The organism is Aquibaculum sediminis (assembly GCF_040712085.1).
Classification (GTDB): Bacteria; Pseudomonadota; Alphaproteobacteria; order Kiloniellales; family DSM-21159; genus Aquibaculum; species Aquibaculum sediminis.
The window spans coordinates 188,847-207,882 of record NZ_JBFCVK010000004.1 but is presented as its reverse complement, the minus strand read 5'-3'; the positions used below and the strand labels follow the sequence as shown (position 1 = coordinate 207,882).

18 protein-coding genes are annotated in these 19,036 nt (G+C 65.1%); 10 read left to right on the top strand and 8 right to left on the bottom strand.

All coding sequences use genetic code 11. The features are described 5' to 3' along the window. Nucleotides 1-68 precede the first annotated feature (68 nt). A complete protein-coding gene (locus tag ABZ720_RS08090) occupies nt 69-1,565 on the top strand; it encodes a CoA-acylating methylmalonate-semialdehyde dehydrogenase (protein WP_366555007.1) in 1,497 nt (498 codons plus the stop codon). Between the two features lie 169 nt (nt 1,566-1,734). Then, the gene (locus ABZ720_RS08085; protein ID WP_366555006.1) at nt 1,735-2,427 is read left to right on the top strand and encodes a GntR family transcriptional regulator; all 693 of its coding nucleotides are present in this window, start codon (nt 1,735-1,737) and stop codon (nt 2,425-2,427) included. A 90-nt stretch (nt 2,428-2,517) separates the two neighbouring features. On the opposite strand, the gene ABZ720_RS08080 is transcribed toward ABZ720_RS08085, so the two are convergent. Continuing rightward, a complete protein-coding gene (locus tag ABZ720_RS08080; RefSeq protein ID WP_366555005.1) occupies nt 2,518-3,414 on the bottom strand; it encodes a TauD/TfdA dioxygenase family protein in 897 nt (298 codons plus the stop codon). A gap of 233 nt (nt 3,415-3,647) precedes the next feature. Between ABZ720_RS08080 and ABZ720_RS08075 the strand changes: the two genes are divergently transcribed. The 7 genes from ABZ720_RS08075 to ABZ720_RS08045 all read left to right on the top strand — a co-directional run bounded on the left by ABZ720_RS08075 (nt 3,648) and on the right by ABZ720_RS08045 (nt 12,416). Beyond that, nucleotides 3,648-4,604, top strand: a complete 957-nt coding sequence (locus ABZ720_RS08075; RefSeq protein WP_366555004.1) for a Bug family tripartite tricarboxylate transporter substrate binding protein — start codon at nt 3,648-3,650, stop codon at nt 4,602-4,604. Nucleotides 4,605-4,640: 36 nt separating this feature from the next. Next, a complete protein-coding gene (locus ABZ720_RS08070) occupies nt 4,641-5,126 on the top strand; it encodes a tripartite tricarboxylate transporter TctB family protein (RefSeq protein WP_366555003.1) in 486 nt (161 codons plus the stop codon). Between the two features lie 5 nt (nt 5,127-5,131). Further along, on the top strand, nt 5,132-6,649 hold the full coding sequence (locus ABZ720_RS08065) for a tripartite tricarboxylate transporter permease (protein ID WP_366555002.1): 1,518 nt from the start codon (nt 5,132-5,134) through the stop codon (nt 6,647-6,649). Nucleotides 6,650-6,723: 74 nt separating this feature from the next. Beyond that, nucleotides 6,724-7,773, top strand: coding sequence for a YeiH family protein (locus ABZ720_RS08060; RefSeq protein ID WP_366555001.1), 1,050 nt, complete (start codon nt 6,724-6,726; stop codon nt 7,771-7,773). Between the two features lie 124 nt (nt 7,774-7,897). After that, a complete protein-coding gene (locus tag ABZ720_RS08055; protein WP_366555000.1) occupies nt 7,898-8,572 on the top strand; it encodes a PAS domain-containing protein in 675 nt (224 codons plus the stop codon). 281 nt (nt 8,573-8,853) lie between these two features. Continuing rightward, on the top strand, nt 8,854-11,193 hold the full coding sequence (locus ABZ720_RS08050; protein WP_366554999.1) for a bifunctional salicylyl-CoA 5-hydroxylase/oxidoreductase: 2,340 nt from the start codon (nt 8,854-8,856) through the stop codon (nt 11,191-11,193). Nucleotides 11,194-11,333: 140 nt separating this feature from the next. Further along, on the top strand, nt 11,334-12,416 hold the full coding sequence (locus ABZ720_RS08045; protein WP_366554998.1) for a hypothetical protein: 1,083 nt from the start codon (nt 11,334-11,336) through the stop codon (nt 12,414-12,416). Nucleotides 12,417-12,426: 10 nt separating this feature from the next. Here the strand turns inward: ABZ720_RS08045 and ABZ720_RS08040 are convergent, their stop codons facing one another. Then, nucleotides 12,427-12,930, bottom strand: a complete 504-nt coding sequence (locus ABZ720_RS08040; protein WP_366554997.1) for a PAS domain-containing protein — start codon at nt 12,928-12,930, stop codon at nt 12,427-12,429. 146 nt (nt 12,931-13,076) lie between these two features. Between ABZ720_RS08040 and ABZ720_RS08035 the strand changes: the two genes are divergently transcribed. Beyond that, the gene (locus tag ABZ720_RS08035) at nt 13,077-14,315 is read left to right on the top strand and encodes a CCA tRNA nucleotidyltransferase (protein WP_366554996.1); all 1,239 of its coding nucleotides are present in this window, start codon (nt 13,077-13,079) and stop codon (nt 14,313-14,315) included. A gap of 33 nt (nt 14,316-14,348) precedes the next feature. On the opposite strand, the gene ABZ720_RS08030 is transcribed toward ABZ720_RS08035, so the two are convergent. The 6 genes from ABZ720_RS08030 to rnpA form a co-directional block, all read right to left on the bottom strand. Then, nucleotides 14,349-14,555 (bottom strand): YgaP family membrane protein, encoded by a 207-nt coding sequence (locus ABZ720_RS08030; protein WP_366554995.1) that lies wholly within the window; start codon nt 14,553-14,555, stop codon nt 14,349-14,351. Between the two features lie 96 nt (nt 14,556-14,651). Next, complete coding sequence (argB, locus tag ABZ720_RS08025) at nt 14,652-15,563, bottom strand: acetylglutamate kinase (RefSeq protein WP_366554994.1); 912 nt, start codon at nt 15,561-15,563, stop codon at nt 14,652-14,654. Nucleotides 15,564-15,593: 30 nt separating this feature from the next. Continuing rightward, the gene (gene yihA / locus ABZ720_RS08020; RefSeq protein ID WP_366554993.1) at nt 15,594-16,262 is read right to left on the bottom strand and encodes a ribosome biogenesis GTP-binding protein YihA/YsxC; all 669 of its coding nucleotides are present in this window, start codon (nt 16,260-16,262) and stop codon (nt 15,594-15,596) included. Between the two features lie 8 nt (nt 16,263-16,270). After that, entirely contained in the window at nt 16,271-18,178 is a 1,908-nt protein-coding gene (gene yidC / locus ABZ720_RS08015; protein WP_366554992.1) for a membrane protein insertase YidC, read from the bottom strand. Between the two features lie 25 nt (nt 18,179-18,203). After that, nucleotides 18,204-18,539 (bottom strand): membrane protein insertion efficiency factor YidD, encoded by a 336-nt coding sequence (gene yidD, locus ABZ720_RS08010; protein ID WP_366554991.1) that lies wholly within the window; start codon nt 18,537-18,539, stop codon nt 18,204-18,206. A gap of 3 nt (nt 18,540-18,542) precedes the next feature. Then, nucleotides 18,543-19,025: a ribonuclease P protein component gene (rnpA, locus tag ABZ720_RS08005; RefSeq protein ID WP_366554990.1), complete on the bottom strand. Its 483-nt coding sequence runs from the start codon at nt 19,023-19,025 to the stop codon at nt 18,543-18,545. Nucleotides 19,026-19,036: the final 11 nt, after the last annotated feature.

The following is a 19,036-nucleotide window of genomic DNA, read 5'->3' as shown; positions in this document are numbered from 1 at the left end:
AGCAGTCGCCTGCGCTGCCGCCTTCTGTGCAGCCCGGGCTCCAGAACAACAAGACGAGAGGATGACCCATGACGGCCCAGCTCAATCATTACATTGCCGGACAGCCTCAGGAGGGCAAGGGCGGGCGCCGCTCCGATGTCTTCAATCCGGCGACCGGCGAGGTCGCGGCACAGGTTCCCCTGGCCAGCACCGCCGAGGTCGACGCTGCGGTGCGCGCTGCCGCCGAGGCGCTGCCCAAGTGGGCCGCCACGCCGCCGCTCACCCGCGCCCGGGTCATGTTCAAGTTCAAGGACCTGATCGAGACCAACCGCGACCGCATAGCCGAGGCCATCAGCCGCGAGCACGGCAAGGTGCTGAGTGATGCCGCCGGCGAGGTGACCCGCGGCATGGAAGTCGTGGAGTTCGCCTGTGGCATTCCGCACCTGCTCAAGGGCGAGTTCAACGAGAACGTCGGCACCAACGTCGACAGCTATTCCGTGCGCCAGCCGCTGGGCGTGGTCGCCGGCATCACCCCCTTCAACTTCCCGGCCATGGTGCCGATGTGGATGTTCCCGGTGGCGATCGCCTGCGGCAACACCTTCGTCCTCAAGCCCTCCGAGCGCGACCCCAGCGCGTCGCTGATCCTGGCCGAACTGCTCACGGAAGCCGGTCTGCCGGCCGGTGTCTTCAACGTGGTGCACGGCGACAAGGAATCCGTGGACGCCATTCTGGACCATCCGGAGATCCAGGCGGTCAGCTTCGTGGGCTCCACCCCCATTGCCGAGTACGTCTATCATCGCGGCACGGCAAACAATAAGCGGGTGCAGGCCCTGGGCGGCGCCAAGAACCATATGATCGTCATGCCCGACGCCGACATGGACCAGGCGACGGACGCGCTTATGGGTGCCGGCTACGGCTCGGCCGGGGAGCGTTGCATGGCGGTCTCGGTGGCGGTTGCTGTCGGTTCTGCCGGCGATGCTCTCATGGAGCGCCTGACGCCGAAGGTGCAGAACCTGCGCATCGGCCCCTATTCCGATACCGAGGCGGAGATGGGCCCGCTGGTGACCAAGCAGCACTACGAGAAGGTGAAGGGCTACGTCGACATTGGCGTCGAGGAAGGCGCCAAGCTCGTGGTCGACGGCCGCGACTTCAAGATGCAGGGCTACGAAGACGGCTACTTCATCGGCGGGTGCCTCTTCGACGAGGTGAAGCCCGACATGCGCATCTACAAGGAAGAGATCTTCGGCCCGGTGCTCTCCGTGGTGCGCGCCGAGAGCTACGACGAGGCCGCCGCGCTGGTGAATGCCCACGAGTACGGCAACGGCACGGCGATCTTCACCCGCGACGGCGATGCCGCGCGCACCTTCGCCAGCCGCGTGAACGTGGGCATGGTGGGCATCAATGTGCCGATCCCGGTGCCCATGGCCTTCCATTCCTTCGGCGGCTGGAAGCGCTCGCTCTTCGGCGACCACCACATGCATGGCCCCGAAGGCGTGCGTTTTTACACCCGCCTTAAGACCGTGACCTCGCGCTGGCCCACCGGCATCCGCGCCGGCGCCGAGTTTGTCATGCCGACCATGAAGTAAGCCGAGACAGGCCGATCGGGCAGGGGCTGTGCCGTCCGGATGGACTGTCACAGCCTCTGCCGGTCGGTCCCGAATCCGCGGCGTGGGTGCGCGTTGCGCCAGCCCGATCTGCCAGGATGTGTTGTTGAACTTTAACTCGTCAACAATCCCTGGTATGACAAACAGCATTATGACCGACTCGCCTCTCTACGCATCTGACATGCATCGGCCGCTGTCCCTGGCGGAGCAGATCGCCAATCACGTGGCCGATATGGTGCTCAAGGAGGAGTATCGCCCGGGAGAGAACATCCCGGAGGTTCGCCTGGCGAGCTACTTCCAGGTGAGCCGCGGTCCCGTGCGCGAAGCCTTGCGGATCCTGGAAAAGGAAGGGGTGGTGACCATCAATCCCCGGCGCGGGGCGCAGGTCACCAAGCTCTCCGTGGACGAAGTCAGCGAGGTCTTTGTGATCCGCGCCACGCTCTTTGGGCTGGCGGCACGACTCTTCGCCCAGTCCCACAAGCCGGAGACGCTGGCCAGGCTGGAGCAGTTGCTCGCCGAGATGAAGCGGGAAGTGAAGGCCGGAGGCGAGCTGTCCATCCACGTGCAGCTTTCGCGGGATATGGCGGACCTGATCCTGGAGCACTGCGGCAACCGCCGGCTGCGCGACATGGTCACCCAGCTGGCGCGTCAGATCTTGCGCTACACGCGGCTGGGATTGGCCAGCGAGACGCGTCGACGCCAATCCCTGGTCTCTTGGGAGGCCATGATTGAAGCCATCGCGGCGCGCAACGGGCAGAAGGCGGAACGCACCGCCGCTCAGATGGTTACCAACTCCCAGGAGCATGCCATGCGCATGCTGGCCCTGCAGTCGCCGGACGAGTAGCGGCGACGCGCCGGGTGCTGCGCGTAGCTTCACACGCAAAAAGAGGCCGGAAGTGCTGCTCCCGGCCTCTTTGGCAATTGTGGACGTGAGTCAGGCCACTGCGGCAGCCGGGCGATGGAAGGGGCGATCGCCCTTGATCGTCGTGCGGTACATTAACCGGCGGCTGCTTTTCTCGTCGAAGGGACAGGCGCGATGCATGGCGCTGCGGTTGTCCCAGAACACTAGATCTCCCGGCTTCCAGGCGTGGCGATAGGTGAAGGTAGGTTGCGTCGCAAACTCGGTGAGTTCCTTGAGAATCGGCCGGCTCTCCTCGGGGCTCATGCCTTCGAAGTGCGAAACCAGGGCATAGCAGAGATAGAGCGCCTGGCGCCCGGTTTCGGGATGCGTGCGCACGCAGGGCTGGGAGACCGGCGGCACCTTGGCCTTCTGCTCCTCGGTCAGCGGTGGCCGATGGGTCAGGAAGGTCTCATAGTGATAGTTGTAGTCATGCACGGCCCGGCGACCGTCCAGCCAGCGCCTGCGCTCTTCGGGGAGGGCATCATAGGCTGCGTACATGCTGGCGAACTCGGTCTCACCGCCTTCTGAGGGACATTCGAGACAGTAGAAGGCGGAGCCGAGGCTGGGCTCCTCCATGTAGGAAAGGTCGGAGTGCCACAGCTTGGCGCCGCCGTGCGCACCGATGTGACGGCCGTTCTCGACGATGTTGGAGACGATGAAGATCTCGGGATGCTCGGGCAGGCAGAACTGCTTGAGCACGTGGTTCTCCAGCGGGCCGAAGCGGCGGCTGAACTCGATGTGCGGCTCCGGCGAGAGCTCCTGACCTCGGAACAGCAGCAGCGAATGCTCGCACAGCGCCTTGCGGATGGCCTGCAACTGCTCCTCGCCCACGGGCTTGGACAGATCGGCGCCGCCTACCTCCACACCAATGGCGGGGGTGATCAGGCGAAAATTCAGCCCGGCCTCTTGCCATTCCTTAATCGCGTTCATTGAGTGTCTCCTCCGTCAACGCCGGTTCCGTGAAGCGACCGGCTGTGGTTCACGCCTAGCAAGAACGACGGCATCAAGTCAACAGAGTGATTGTCAACAATTCTAATGTCCATTGAACGGTTGACACTCACATGCCTGCTATGAACAATCGCCTGCCCGATAAAATTGGGCCAGGGCCGGCTATTCAGCAGGAAACCTGACCCACATACTGGAAAGCTGGGAAGGATACGTTCATGCAGAGACTCCTAGGTTGCGCCCTTGCGGCAACACTTCTGGCGGGCGGCGCGACCGCAGCTTTCGCCGAGTGGCCAGAGCGGCCGATCCAGATCGTCGTGCCCTATGGAGCCGGAGGTGGCAGCGACGCCACGGTGCGCCTGTTCCAGCGCGTGATCGAGGAAGAGGAACTGCTGCCGCAGCCCTTGGCTGTGATCAATATTCCGGGGGCCGGCGGGCGTACTGGCTCGCGCCGCGTTGTGGAGGCCGATCCGGATGGCTACACTATCCTGAGCAACCATCTCACTCTGCTCTCGAGTGAGGCTTCCGGTTTGGCCGATTTCGGTCATAAAGACTACGAACCGGTGGCTTCCACGGGCGGTGTCTGCTTCGTCGCCATCGTGCCGGAATCGGCTCCCTACGAAACTCTGGCGGATCTGCTCGACGATGCTGCCGAGCGGCCGGGTGAGATCGTCTTTGGGGCCAATCTGGGCGCCATGAACCATCTCGGCGGACTGCTGCTGCAGGACGCGCAGGAAGGCGCCAGCTTCCGCTTCGTGCAGATCGGCGGCGATGCTGCCAACTACACCGCGGTTGCGGGTGGGACGACCCAGGCCTCGGTCATCTCCACCGGGCAGTATAAGGCCTCGGGAGGTCGCGGCATCAAGGCGCTGGGCCTGCTTGCTGAGGATCGTCATCCGGAAATGCCCGATGTTCCCACGGCGATGGAGCAGGATGTGGAGGCGCAGTTCTGTTACGACTACTGGTGGTTAGCGCCAGCAGGCACGCCCAGCGAGGCGGTAGAGACGATGGCCGATGCCCTGGAGGCGGCCATGGAAAGCGAGCGCGTGCAGGAGGCCTTCCGCGAGCGGGCCTACACCGACGTTTTTCGCCGCGGCGAATCCTTCAAGGAGTTCATCGCGCAGGAGTATGAAAGGATCGCCCCGGTCGCCGTGCGGGCCACGCAGGCCCAGTAAGGAACTGAAGCGTGACTCTGGGAGAGGGCCGGGAGTGTGTCTGAAGAGCAGGCCGAGATAGCCGCCGGCCTGATCCTGGCAGTTATCGGGGGCGCCTGCGTCGCGGCGGCGATGGCCGCGCCGCAGCCCGGCCTCGACCCGCTGGGGCCGGGCGCACTGCCCATGGCGGCGGCACTGATCGTCATTCTGCTCAGCCTGGCGATGATTGGCCAGGCCCTGAGGCGGAAACGCTTCGAGCCATCGGCCTCCTTCGCTGAGAGCACCGACAGCGGAGGGACGCGGCAGACTCCATCGCCGCTCCCACTTCTGCAGGTTTCCATCGTGACGTTGCTCTACGTGGCAGCCCTGGCGTTCCTGCGCCTGCCGTATTGGGGTGCCACCCTGGTGTTTGTCACCATCACGGTTTGGCTGCTGTCCGGTTGGCGCGTCGCCAGTCTGCCCAAGGCCTTGGCTGCCGGCGTCGTTCTCGGCTTCGGCTGCGATTACCTCTTCACCCAGATCTTCATCGTGGACCTCCCCTGAGATCGATGGACGGACTCCTCCAAGCCCTGCCGCTCGCACTGTCCCTCGAAGGTCTGCTCTTCACCCTGATTGGCACCACGCTGGGCATTCTGGTCGGATCGATTCCCGGTTTGAGCGGGACCATGCTGATCGCGCTTACCCTGCCACTCACCTTCACCATGTCGCCCGCCCTGGCGCTCATGATGCTGGTGGGCATGTACGTGGGCTCCGTGGCCGGGGGGCTGATCAGCGCCACGCTGCTGCGCATGCCGGGAACACCGGCTTCGGTACTCACCACCCTCGACGGTTATCCCATGGCGCGGTCCGGGCGGCCCGGCCGCGCCCTGGCGCTGGGAATAGCGGCTTCCTTCGTTGGCGGGTTGGTGTCCTGGGTAGCGCTCATTTTCGTATCGCGCCCGCTGGCGGATTTCGCCCTGCGCTTCACCCCTTGGGACTACTTCGCCTTCATTATGGTGGCGATGGTGCTGATCGCCAGCCTCAGTCGTGGGGCGATGGTGAAGGGATTGCTCTCCGGCTTCCTGGGCATCCTGATCGCAATGCCGGGGTCGGACCCCTCCACCGGAATGCCGCGGCTAACCTTCGGCAACAGGGCCATGGAGAACGGCTTCGATGTCCTGCCGGTGCTGATAGGCCTCTTTGCGGTCAGCCAGATCATGCGTGGGCTGACCGAGCATCTCGGCGCGGCCGAGCGCATCGAGATCCGGCGCGAGCGGGTGACGCTGAGCTTCGCCGACTGGCGGCGCCACGGCGGCAACATGCTGCGCTCTTCCACCCTTGGCACCCTGATCGGCATCCTGCCCGGCGTCGGCGCAAACGTCGGCTCAGTTGTGGCCTACTCTACGGCGCGCAGCTTCTCGAAGGAGCCGGAGCGCTTCGGCACCGGCTCGGAAGAGGCAGTAATTGCTTCGGAGGCGGGAAACAGCGCAACCGTCGGCGGCGCGCTGGTGCCGCTGGTGGCGATCGGCATTCCGGGTAGCGTCATTGATGCCATCCTGATCGGTGGCCTCTATCTGCATGGCATCGTGCCCGGTCCTATGCTGTTCAGCACCAATCCTGATGTCGTCTACGCCATCATGATCTCCTGCCTGGTGGCCACCCTGATGATGTTTGTGCTGATGACCGGCCTGGTACGTCACTTGCCCAAGCTGGCCAGGGTCGATCGCAGCCTGCTGCTGCCCGCCATTCTTGTCTTCTGCATCGTCGGCAGCTACGCGGCAACCAACCGCTTTTTCGATGTTTGGGTGATGCTGGCCTTCGGGCTGCTCGGCTTTCTGCTGGAGAAAGCGCGGGTCCCTCTGGCGCCGCTGGTTATTGGCTTCATCCTGGGACCGCTTGCCGAGGCCAAGCTGCGCACTGGGCTCATGATCACCGCCGGCGACCCTTCGCCGCTGGTCACGCAGCCCCTGCCGGCTTTTCTCTTGGGGATCGCCCTGATACTCCTCCTTTGGCCGCTGCTCTCTAAGCTGCTGCCGCAGCGCATCAAGCCCGGCGCACGGCCGGCAGGAGGCTCGGGTCCGGCCTGATTCCTGGTATCAGACGCATCTGAGGCCATCCTTACTCCAATCGCGTTTTCGCTTATTCTTCCAGGGTAGTCTGCATGTTTCCGTTACGAGGCGGCGCCCCTCTCGCCGCACTTCCCGCCACGCTCGCGCAGCGGGGGCGTCAGCTTGGCCCCGGTTTCGGGTTGGCCTTGGTGGTGGGGCTTGCTGCTGCCTGGATCGGCGACCATCACGGTGGGCCGGTGCTGCTCTTTGCCCTGCTGATCGGCATGGCTTTCAACTTCCTCTCCGAGGATGGACGCTTTCGCGCGGGCATCGCCTTCACGTCGCGGACGGTGCTGCGCCTGGGCGTGGCCCTGCTGGGTGCGCGGATCACGCTCGAGCAGATCCTTTCGCTTGGCATCGTACCCAGCCTTGCAGTGGTGCTGGCGGTGGTGGGCACCCTGTTGTTCGGGCGCTTTCTCGCCCGTCGGCTGGGCCTGGGGGAGGAGCAGGGGATCCTGACCGGCGGGGCGACGGCGATCTGCGGTGCTTCGGCGGCGCTGGCCATCTCCTCGGTCATGCCCAAACGCGCCGAACTGGAGCGCAACACCGTCTACGCCGTGGTGGCGGTCACCACCCTGTCCACCTGTGCCATGGTGCTCTACCCGGCGCTGGTGGCGCTCATCGGCTTCGACGAGACCACCGGGGGTGTGTTGATCGGCGCCACGATCCACGACGTGGCCCAGGTGGTGGCGGCGGGTTACACCATCTCCGATACCGCCGGCGACACCGCGACCTTCACCAAGATGATGCGCGTCGCCATGCTGGTGCCCGTCGTCTTCCTGCTCTCGCTCTATTTCAAGCCGCGCCGACTGGCCCTGGGCGAGACTGCACAGGGGCGCCTGATCGGCCTGCCCCTCTTTCTGGTCGCCTTCGTGGTGCTGGTGGCGATCAATTCGCTGGGTTTCCTGCCGAGCGGCATTGCGCAGCCGATGATCGATACCTCGCGCTGGTGCCTCGTGCTGGCCGTGGCTGCGTTGGGCATGAAGACAAGCCTGAAGGAGATGACCCAGCTCGGCTGGAAGCCGTTCATCCTCGTCGTGAGCGAGACCCTGTTCCTTCTGGCCGCGGTGCTGGGCTTCCTGCTGCTCGCAAGCGATCTGTGATAAGGCGCGCGTTCCTGGTCCCAAAGTAGACAGGGGGCGCAGACGGAATAGGTAGGGCGCGCGGACACTCCATACATTGGGGGCAGGACATTGGGGGCAGGGGTTAGCCACGGAGGTGGAGGGCATGACCTCGATCTTGAACGGCCGTGCACTACCCATTGAAATTGCGAAGTATCAAAAGTTTTCTTGCCTTGCTCCTGACCTCTCACGCACTCTGCGGTTCGGGGAAGGGGCGGAACCCATGGCAAATGACGTCAAAGCGGCCGCGCTCGATCTTCGCGGCGACTTGCCGCCGCGCTTGCGCAAACTTCTCGATTACTGGCAACTGCGCCGCGGCGAGCGTCGGGCGCCCACCAAGATCGAGATGGATCCGGCGGATTTCTCCTGGGCCCTGGCCTTTACGCTCCTGGTGGAGGTCGAACAGGGCAAAGTCGAACAGGGCAGGGCGGAGACTTTTCGCTATGCCATCGTCGGCGAAGGGGTGCGCTATATTCACGGACACAGCCTCAAGGGCCTTGCCCCCACGGATCTCAGGCCGCGGGCTTTTGGCGAACTGGTTCAGCAGCACTATCGCGCGTGCAGTGAAAGCTGGCAGCCGCTGGCACACAGCGTTCTCGTCAATTCCAACAGCCAGCTCGGTCGGTGTCTGCGCCTTATCCTGCCGCTCACCGATGCGTCGGGAGAACGGATCAGCCACCTGCTCGTGGTGGAGAACCATGAACATGAAACCCGCTGCCGCATAGCGGGCTGTTTGCCACGGGTTACAGCCAACTGGCACGATGTCGATGGTGCGCATTAGAGCCGGTCGTCTCTGATCGGGTTCGCGAAGCGAACCGAACAGAGACGTGAATCGGCTCTATCTCTTTGATGTAGACCGGATTCACGCATTTTATCGGAACCCGGAGTGGTTCAGGTTAAATGCGATCCGGTCTAGACCCTGAATCTGGTCGCTTTGGACAACCAACGCCAACGGCAGGGTCGCGTGAAGCTGCCGGACTTCCGGTCGACGAGTGATATATTTTAAGCTTAAAGTATCTCCGCACGGTCCCTGACACCGGGCAGCGAACAGCGGAGAGCGCCATGCGTATTGCCATCGTCGGCGGCGGGCCGGCCGGACTCTACTTCGCCATCCTGATGAAGAAGCGCCATCCGGCCTACGAGGTCACGGTGTATGAGCGCAATCGCGCCGGCGACACCTTCGGCTGGGGGGTGGTGTTTTCCGACCGGACGCTGGAGAACCTGGAGGGTGCCGACGAGCCGAGCCAACGCCGCGTTCTCGATGCCTTTGCCCACTGGGACGACATCGACATCCACTTCAAGGGCCGGGTCATCACCTCCGGCGGGCATGGCTTCTGCGGCATCGCTCGACGGCGCCTGCTGGCGATTCTGCAGGAGCGGGCCGCGGAGCTGGGTGTGGAACTCCGCTTCGAAACCGAGATCGCGGGCGCGGTGCAGGAGGCCTTGCCCCAGGCCGACTTGATCGTGGCCGCCGACGGCATCAACAGCCGGGTGCGCCAGGCCCATGCCGAGCACTTCCAGCCGGACATCGAACTGCGCAAGTGCAAGTTCGTCTGGCTTGGCACCCGCAAGCTCTTCGAGGCCTTCACCTTCCTCTTCGAGGAAACGCAGTGGGGCTGGTTCCAGGCCCACGCCTATCGCTTCGACCGCGAGCACTCGACCTTCATCGTCGAAACCCGCGAGGAGACCTGGCGCGCTGCCGGACTGGACCAGGCAGACGCCGCAGCGACCATCGAATTCTGTGAGCGGCTGTTCGCTCCCTACCTCGACGGTCATGGACCGATGGCCAATAGCCGGCACCGGCGTGGCTCCGACTGGATCTCCTTCCCGCGCATTTCCAACGAAACCTGGGTGAAGGACAACATCGTGCTGATGGGGGATGCGGCCCATTCGGCGCACTTCTCCATCGGCTCCGGCACCAAGCTGGCGCTGGAAGATGCCATAGCCCTGGCGCGTCATCTCGACACTGGCGAGGGTTCGCTAACGGACAGGCTGGCGGCCTACGAGGCGGAACGGCGGGTCGAGGTGCTGCGGCTGCAATCGGCCGCGCGCAACTCCACCGAATGGTTCGAGAATGTGGCGCGCTATGCCAGCCTGGAGCCCGAGCAGTTCGCCTATGCCCTGCTCACCCGGTCCCAGCGCGTGAGCCACGAGAACCTGCGGCTGCGCGACCGGACCTACCTTGAGGGTGTGGAACGTTGGTTTGCCGGGCGTGCCGTCGCGCAGCTCCAAGGGGCGGGCAGGGGCCCCGAGGCAAAGCCGGAAGGGGAAGCACCGCCGCCCGCGATTCCGCCCATGTTCGCGCCCTTCCGCCTGCGAAACATGGTGCTGCCAAATCGGGTGGTGCTCTCGCCCATGGCCATGTACTCGGCCAAGGAGGGGACGCCGAACGATTTCCACCTGGTACACCTGGGTTCGCGGGCGCTGGGTGGGGCAGGGCTGATCTATACGGAGATGACCTGCGTTTCGCCCGACGGCCGCATCACGCCGGGCTGCTGCGGCCTCTACGACCCGGAGCACAGTCGCGCCTACAAGCGGCTCGTGGAGTTCATCCACGGCCATACGCCGGCCAAGGTCTGCCTTCAGCTCGGCCATGCCGGGCCAAAGGGCTCGACAAAGGTGCCCTGGGAGGGGACCGACCTGCCGCTCGACGAGGGCAACTGGCCGCTGCTGGCGCCGTCACCCGTCCCCTGGAGCCCCGCCAACCAGATGCCGCGGGAGATGACCCGAGCCGACATGGACCAGGTGATCGCCGACTTCGTGGTGGCCGCGGAGCGAGGGCTCGAGGCTGGGTTTGATATGCTGGAACTCCACGCTGCGCACGGCTACCTGCTGTCGAGCTTCATCACGCCGCTGAGAAACCGGCGGCAGGATGCCTATGGCGGCGACCTCAACGCACGGCTGCGTTTTCCCATCGAGGTCTTCGAGGCGATCCGGGCGGTCTGGCCGCAGGAGCGACCCATGGCAGTGCGCGTGTCCGCCAGCGACTGGGTCGAGGGCGGTATTGGGGCCGACGAGGCCGTGGAGATTGCCCGGGCCTTCAAGGCGGCCGGTGCGGACCTGATCGACGTGTCTGCCGGCCAGACTTCGACGGAGGCGAAACCGGTCTATGGCCGCATGTTCCAGACGCCCTTTTCCGACCGCATCCGCAACGAGGTGGACATCGCCACCATGGCGGTGGGCAATATCTACGAGACCGACCACGCCAATTCGATTCTTGCCGCGGGGCGGGCCGACCTCTGCGCCCTGGCGCGGCCGCATCTGGCCGATCCCTTCTGGACGCTGCACGCCGCCGCCCAGCTCGGATACGAGGGGCAGCACTGGCCGCCGCAGTATGAAACCGGCCGCGCGCAGTACCTCCGCAATCTGCAGCGGGCGCAGGAAATGGCGATCGCCATTTGAGCGTTGATGGTGGGGCAGCGCGGCCGGCGGCTCCTCCGGGGATGACCCGAAAAAGCCCGGTGACAAGCACCCCTCCGGGCAGGTAGCAAACAGAACCCAGCGCGAACGGTTTTTCTGAGTAGACGGATTCTTGCGAGTTCATGCGCCGCTGCATCATCCACGTGGGCATGCCGAAGGCCGGCAGCACCACGCTCCAGCACTTCCTGCGCCGTCACCGCAAGTCGCTGCTGCGAAAAGGGGTTTTCACGCCGCTTGTCGGGAAACGCCTGCTGTATCGCGAGCTTTTCGAAAGTCTGGCGCACGACCGGGCGCCGTTCGAGTCCACCCTGCTTCCCGAATTGGATCGGGGGTGCGAGGAAGCGGGCTGCGAGACGCTGCTGCTGTCCTACGAAGGGCTGCAGCGCCTGGCGCCGGATCGCCAGGGGCCAGCGCGGCTGGCAGCCAGTTTCGGGCAAAGGGGGTTTCGCGTCACCTTCGTTGCGGTGGTGCGCCCGCAGGCACAGTTCATGAACTCCTTCTACAGCCATGCCGTGCTCTACTTCCGCACCGGCAAGCGCTTCCGGCTCTACGTCGAGGCAGCCCTGCAGGAGCAGCGCTACGACTACGACCAACGGCTGGCACAGTGGATCGACTGTCCGGGGGCGGAGTTTCGCGCCCTTCCCCTCGCGGCCGCCCGCGGGAATCTGGCGAAACGCTTTCTCGAGGTCTGCGAGCTGCCGCGGATCTCGGCGGCGCGTGAGGAACCGCCGGTCAAGAACGAGCGTCCGGGCGTCATCACCATGGAACTGCTGCTGCGCCTGCGGCGGCAGGGAGCGCACTATCGCTTCGGCGACAACGAGAACAAGGCCCGGCGCTGGCTGCGCCAGGAAGTGCTGACCCGCGGCTGGAAGGAACCGCGCTTCATGGGCCTCGATGACGAGTTGGCCGCCCGGATTCGCGCGCGCTACGCGATCGTGAATCAGAACTTTGCCCGGCGCCACTTCGGGGAAGACTGGGACAGTCTCTTCGCCGTGGAGAACGGTCAGTCATTCCGTTGCAACGAGTGCGATCCCGCCGTCGCCGATCCCCGCTTGATCAGCGAGATCGAGGCCTTGGCGGCGGAAGCGCTCGCCCGCTACAGCGCCCCCTCAAGCGCCAATCTGCTGCCGGGCCTCGCCTCGCAGTGGCGAGAGATCAGGCAGCGACTTAAACGCAGGGACTGGACGCCGGGCGCCTCGGACTGACGAGCCGCCCCTATTCGGAAGGCTGGCCGGTGTAGACCGGGACGCCTCGACCGGCCCGCGCGCCCTCGGCATAGGCCTCGATCTCGAAGAACATGTCCACGTCCACCCCGTTCTGCGCCAGTGGGAGAATGCACCACTCGAAATTCACGTGCTCGCGATCCCGGTACTCGTAGGTGTCAGCGCCAAAGATCGGACGACGCTCGCTGCACCCCAGCCAATAGGCATCCCGCCAGTACTGTCGCCAGGCCGGCTGCTCGATGCCATAGTTGAGCGGCTTGCCGGTGAGATCCATCTTGTTCATGGCGACCACTTCGGTTCCCGCGAGCCGGTAGACGATGCTGAAGGGATCCTGTTTCGCCTGGCTGATCAGGACGTTGGGCAGAAGCTCCGGAATCTCGAGCGGATCGATATCGGCCCGGGCGGGGAGGTGGCCATTGCGGTGCTTGCCTTTCCAGTAGTCGTAAGCGCGTAACACAAGCGGCGAGCTGATCTCGTTCAGGTCAATCAAGGGCATGAGGATGTTTCGAACAGTGGAGAGACCATAATGTCGGCTGGGTTACAGAAAGCGCCGGACGCGATGGGTCAAGCATTTTCGCAAGGTGAATGGGAGAATGTCGAGCGCTCGGCGCAACGATACAAGTGTCGTGGACCGCGCAGCGCATGACGGATGCGATACAGCATCGGCTGGAGCCTCAGGAATGGATGGCAGCGCCGGCGACGCGCAGAGTGCTTGCCGCCCTTGAGGCGCAAGGCCAGAGGGTCCGCTTTGTGGGCGGCTGCGTGCGTGATGCCTTGCTGGGTCTGCCGGTGAACGACGTGGATATCGCCACCCCGGATCCGCCGGAACGGGTCATCGCCTTGTTGGAGGAGGCGCGGCTGAAGGTCGTCCCGACGGGGGTAGACCACGGCACCGTCACCGCCGTGGCTGCCGGACAGCCTTTCGAGATCACCACGCTGCGCCGGGACGAGGAGACATTCGGCCGCCACGCGCGAGTCGCCTTCACCGATGACTGGAAAGCCGATGCCGCGCGGCGGGACTTCACCATGAACGCCCTGTCCTGCGATGCGGCGGGGCGCATCTGGGACTACTTCGGCGGCGTGGCGGATGCCCGGGCTGGGCGTGTGCGTTTCGTGGGCTCGGCGCGCCAGCGGATTGCCGAGGACTATCTGCGCCTGCTGCGCTTTTTTCGTTTCCTGGCGCGTTACGGCCGTGGGGAGCCTGACGGCGAGGCCTTGGCGGCTGCGGTCGAAGCGGCACCGGAGCTGGCGCGGCTCTCTGGCGAAAGGGTGCGCGACGAACTGCTGAAGCTGCTGGCCGCGCCCGAGCCGGTGCCCACGCTTTCCTTGATGCACCAGCATCGCATCCTGGCCAGCGAACTGCCCGAGGCCGGACCGCCCGACCGCCTGTCTTGCCTGCTCACGCTGGATCATGCCGCCGATACCTTGCTGAGGTTGGCGGCGCTGCTGGATTGCGATGAGCAGGGGGCTGCGACAGTGGTCCAGCGCTTGCGGCTCTCCAACGCCCAGCGGGATCGGCTGATCCTCCTGCGGACCCGCCCCAGGCCGGTCCGGCCCGATATGGAACCACGCGCGCTGCGCCGGACGCTCTACCGCTTCGGAGTCGACGCGGTGCGCGAGCTCCTGCTGTTGGCAACAGCAGAGGAGGGATGGGGTGCCGAGGCACTCGATTCGGCCAGGAAACAGGTGGACGCCTGGCTGCCGAGATCCTTCCCCTTGAAGGGGCGCGATTTGCTGGCCGTGGGGGCTGATCGCGGGCCGGAACTGGGCCGGCTGCTGCACGATCTGGAGGCTTGGTGGATCGAGGGCGACTTCTCCGCCGATCACGCCGCTCTGCTCACCGAAGCCCAGCGCCGCCTGCGAAGCGGTGACCCAAGCTGAACTGGCTGGTGCCCTGACGGCGGGCCGAGTGGTTCAGTGCGTGAAGCCCGCCCGACTCGGCAGGCCCAGCTTTTTCAAGGTCATCACCACGGGACAGAGCCCGGTGAAGGAGGCCTGGATCAGGTGTGCGCCGAGGATGCCGGTGATCCAAAGCCAGTTCAGGCTGTGATAAACCGCCAACAGCACCGTCACCACGATCAGGCACCCGACAACCAGGAGAACAGCACGTTCCACCGTCATGACCAGCCTCCGTAGCAGAGAGGCTTATTACCATAAAGTGAGACCGACGCGCGTCAAGCCGCCGTCCGTACCTGGTTCGTGGAAACGTAGCGGTTCTCAGTCCCGTCGCACCAGCGTGCCGACGCCCTGATCCGTGAAGACTTCAAGCAGCACGGCGTGCGCCACCCGGCCGTCGAGGATCACCGCGGCGTCCACGCCCTCTTCCACGGCGCCGATGCAGGTCTCCAGCTTGGGGATCATCCCGCCGTGGATCGTGCCGTCGGCCATCAGCGCCCGGACTTCGGCCAGCGACAGCGATTCGATCAGTTCGCCCTGCTTGTCCAGCACGCCGGCCACGTCGGTGAGCAGCAGCAGGCGCACGGCACCTACCGCCGCCGCGACGGCACCGGCCACGGTGTCGGCATTGATGTTGTAGGTCTCACCATTGGCGCCGACGCCCAGCGGGGCGATCACCGGGATCATTCCAGCCTGTTCCAGCGCGGTGAGGATCTGCGGGTTGATGTGGCGCGGCTCACCGACGAAACCGAGGTCCAGCAGCTGCTCGATGTTCGACTCGGGATCGCGCCGGGCCCGGCGCAGCTTGCGGGCCTGGATCAGGTTGCCGTCCTTGCCACAGATGCCGATGGCGGTGCCGCCGGCCGCGTTTATTGCACCGACGATGGCTTTGTTGATGGAGCCGGCGAGCACCATCTCCACCACCTCCACGGTGCGCGCGTCGGTGACGCGCAGGCCGTCGATGAATTCGCTTTCCACCTGCAGGCGCTTGAGCATCTGACCGATCTGCGGGCCGCCGCCGTGCACAACGATCGGATTGATGCCCACCTGCTTCATCAGGACGATGTCGCGCGCGAAGAGTTCGGCCAGCTTGCCGTCGCCCATGGCATGGCCACCGTACTTCACCACCACGGTCCGGCCGGCATAGCGGCGCATGAAGGGCAGGGCCTCGGTCAGGGTGCGCGCCGTGCGCAGCCAGTGCTTGGTTTCGCCAATGTCTTTCTTTGGTGCCATGCTGTAGTCCTCCCGCCTTCCGAGCCGCATTCAGCCTAGAGCAGCCAGATCGGCCAAGGCCGCCCGCAACTCTTCGATGCCGTCACCCTTTTCCGAGCTGGTGACGGCGATCTCCGGATGCGCAGCCACATGTTTTGCCAGTTCCGCCGCGGTTTCCTGCAGGCGCGCGTTCAAGGCGCCCGCCTTCAGCTTGTCGCTCTTGGTCAAGACCAATTGATAGGAAACGGCGGCCGAATCCAGCTCCCGCATAACGGCGCGGTCCACATCCTTGAGGCCGTGGCGCGAATCGATCAGCAGCAGGATGCGCCGCAACTGCGGCCGGCCTTTTAGATAGTTTCGGGTGAGGCGGGTCCAGCGCTCCACATCGGATTTTGGCGCTTTGGCATAGCCGTAGCCGGGCAGGTCAACCAGCATCAGCCGCCCGCCGAGGTCGAAGAAGATGAGCTGCTGCGTGCGGCCGGGCGTGTTCGACGTACGGGCCAGCGTACGCCGGCCGGTCAAGGCGTTGACCAGGCTCGACTTGCCCACATTGGAGCGACCGGCAAAGGCAACCTCAGGCAGGTCACTGGCCGGCACCTGTTCCGCGCTGACGGCGGCCAGCAGGAAAAGGGCTTCCTGCGCGAAGAGCAGGCGCCCCGCCTCGCGGCGCGCCTGCTCGTTCTGCTCATCCGTCTGCGATTCGGGTGCCTTGCTCGACACGGTCAGTCTCAGCGCTTGGACTTGGCTTTGCGCTTCCCGCCCGATGACGTGTCGGCCGGGGCCTTTTCCTTGCCCTTGCTGTCGCCGCTCTCATCGCTCCCGCTTCCGCTGGTGGCGGGGGTGGCGGCTGCCTTGCGTCCGATGGGCACACCCGCCTGGCGCATGATCACGTACTGCTGGATCACCGAGAGGACGTTGTTCCAGGTCCAGTAGATCACAAGGCCGGCCGGGAAGCTGCCCAGCACGAAGGTGAAGACCACCGGCAGGGCGAGGAAGATGCGCGCCTGGATCGGGTCGGGCGGCTGCGGGTTGAGCAGCTGCTGGGCGTACATGGAGATGCCCATGAGAATTGGCCAGACACCGATGGAGAGGATGGCCAGCATACCCAGGTTGGGCACGTCATAGGGCAGCAGCCCAAAGAGATTGAAGATGGAGGTCGGGTCCGGAGCCGAGAGGTCCTGAATCCACCCGAAGAAGGGCGTATGGCGCATCTCGATGGTGACGAAAAGCACCTTGTAGAGCGCGAAGAAAACCGGGATCTGGATGACGATCGGCAGGCAGCCGGCCACCGGGTTGGCTCCCTCCTTGCGGTAGAGCGCCATCATCTCCTGGTTCATGCGCTGTCGGTCGTCGCCGAAGCGCTCCTTCAGCTTCATCATCTCCGGCTGCAGTTTCCGCAGCTTGGCCATGGAGCGGTAGGACTTATTGGCCAGCGGGAAGAACACCATCTTGATCATCACCGTGAGGATCAGGATCGCGACGCCGAAGTTGCCGATGATGCCGGCGAGCCAGTGCAGCACATAGAAGATCGGTTTGGTCAGGAAATAGAACCAGCCGAAGTCGACTGCGAGATCGAAGTTCGAGATGCCGAGGTCATCCCGATAGTCGTCGAGGAGCGTGACCTCCTTGGCACCGGCAAAGAGATGCGTGGTCTGGGACAGGCTTTCACCGGGCGCGATGTCGCGCAGGCCATAGACCAGGTCCGTCTGGTACTTCGGTCCGCCGCCGCCGCTGTGCAGGAAGCGGGCGGTCACCGATTCCGTCGGGTCTGGCGCCAGCGCTGCCATCCAGTACTTGTCGGTAATGCCGAGCCAGCCACCGGTCGTGGTCCAGCTTTCCACCCCGTCATCGCGGATGGAGGAGTAGCTGGTTTGCTGCAGGCTGTCGTTGAAGACGCCGATCAAGCCTTCGTGGAGGATGAAAAAGCCAAGGGTGTCCGGCGTGCCGCTGCGCGAGATGAGGCCATAGGGCGCCATGCTCAGCGGGCTGTCGCTGTCGTTGCGGACCTCCTGGTTGACCGTGAACATGTAGTTCTCGTCGATCTCGAAGGTGCGGCGGAAGGTCAGGCCTTCGCCGTTGTCCCATTCGATGACAACGGGGTTTGCCGGCGTCAGGCGCTCGCCCTCGACCAGACGCCACTCGCTGTCTCCCTGCGGTAGTGAGACGCCCTCCTGGCGGGCGGTCCAACCGAAATCGGCGAAGTAGGGCTGGGCGCTGGCCGCAGGATGCAGCAACCGGATGCGCGGGCTGTCAGGGTCGATCGTCTCGCGGTAGTCCTTGAGCACCAGATCGTCGACCCGGCCACCGACGAGGGAGAGCGAGCCGGTGAGCGTCGGGGTTTCGACCTCGACCCGCGGTGATTGGCTCAGCGCTGCTTCGGTCTGCATGCCCGACGGACGGCCATCCATCGCGTCCTGAAGCGCGGCATCGGTATCCGGACCGGAAGCTCCCGGTCGCGCTGCGTCTCCCGGAATCGGGGCATCGCCCGCTGTGGGCGCGGTCGAGAGCTCCGCCGTTTCCTGCTGACGCTGCTCTTCGGCCAGGCGCTCGCGCTGCGGCCCGCTGACGAGAAATTCGAAACCGAGCAGAATCGCGAGCGAGAAGACAATCGCCAGGAGAAGGTTCTTTTGATCCATTGCGGAGAGCCGCTCCAGTGGTCCGTCAGGAAGGGTGATGGCGCGAGTGAAGGCCGGAACCGGGCGTTTCCGGGCGGCCGGAAAGGCGCTGGCGCGCGCGCTGCCAGAGGCCGGCCTCTGGCACGGGGTCGTAGCCCCAGGCACCCCAGGGGTGGCATCGCAACAAACGCCAGGTGGTCAGTCCGAACCCGGTGACGGGCCCGTGCTTGCGGATCGCCTCAATCGCGTAGGTCGAACAGGTCGGGAAGTGGCGACAACTCGGCGGCAGCAGCGGGGAGAAGCACAAGCGATAAACCTGCACACAGCCGATCATCACTGCGCCAAGCCCTCGTCCCGTCAGCGACACCAGCCGGTGCAGCATGATTCAACCCGCTTTCTGAACTTCACTGCGGTGGCCGCGGCCACGATGATTGCCAGTGCCCTTGCGCTTGCCCTGAGCAGACTTGCCGCCGGACCGTTCCACCCGGCGCAGGGCCGAACGCAGGTCTTCCAGCAAGGCCGGCCAGGGCCGGTCTAAAGTTCCCCGCCGCGCCACCACCACATAGTCGCGGCAGGGCTGAGCGGCCTCGGGGAAAATCTCGTCCACTGCGGCACGCAGCCGTCGGCGCGCACGGTTGCGCGCCACGGCGTTGCCGACCTTCCGGCTGGCCGTGAATCCGACGCGGATCGACTTCTGTTGCGTCGCTGTATCGTGCTGTCCACGCGCATCGGCCTCGGCCGAGTCGCCTTCGGCTGCACAGTGACGGGCCAGAGCCTGCACCACCACGCCCGGCGTCGCGGCCTTGCGTCCCCTGGCGGCGACCCGCAGAAACTCGGGCCGCTTCTTCAACCGCCCGGGCCGCAACACCAGCGCAGGCC